Annotated in this window: 1 protein-coding gene; it reads left to right on the top strand. The window is 57.3% G+C overall.

From position 1 onward, the window contains the following. Nucleotides 1-627, top strand: a 627-nt coding sequence (locus BFP93_RS05875) for an immunoglobulin-like domain-containing protein (RefSeq protein ID WP_370737772.1), incomplete at both ends; no start/stop codon positions are given.

The following is a 627-nucleotide window of genomic DNA, read 5'->3' as shown; positions in this document are numbered from 1 at the left end:
ACAACGGTTCGTCGATTATCATCAAGGCTGGCGATACCGTCGGCACCGTGACCGTCCCTGCGCCAAGCGATGACGTGTTCATCGACAAGAGCACGCAGATCGTCAAAATCACTGACGCTTCCGGCGGCAACTTCGAGCAGCTGGTAGTTGCGCAAAACAGTGCCACGACAGCGATCAACGACACCATCGACAAGGTCGACGTGGTTCTGAGCGCTACCACCACGGTTGGCGAAGGCGGCAATATCGTCTACACCGCCAGCCTTGTGGATAAAAACGGCGCGCTGGTGACTAACATCACCAACCCGTTGACCGTGACGTTGGATAACGGCCAGAGCATCACCATTGGTGTGAATCAGTCGAGCGGTTCCGTTTCGGTTGCTGCGCCGGATGATGTGTACAAGGGCGACCAGACCGTCACCACTGCTATCAAGACTGTCACTGGGGGCGAGCACTTCGAAAATCTGGTTCCAGGCACCACGCCGGTTAATACCACCGTTACCGATACACCGGGTACCGACAACACCACCACTGTCACGCTGACCGCGCCGAGCGCAGTCAACGAAGGTGGCCAGATCACGTACACCGCGACCTTGAGCAACAAGGCCGGTACTGACGTCACTCTGAAAC

Source organism: Pseudomonas sp. 44 R 15, assembly GCF_900004965.1.
Classification (GTDB): Bacteria; Pseudomonadota; Gammaproteobacteria; order Pseudomonadales; family Pseudomonadaceae; genus Aquipseudomonas; species Aquipseudomonas orientalis_A.
This window is presented reverse-complemented; position numbering and strand designations above follow the sequence as displayed.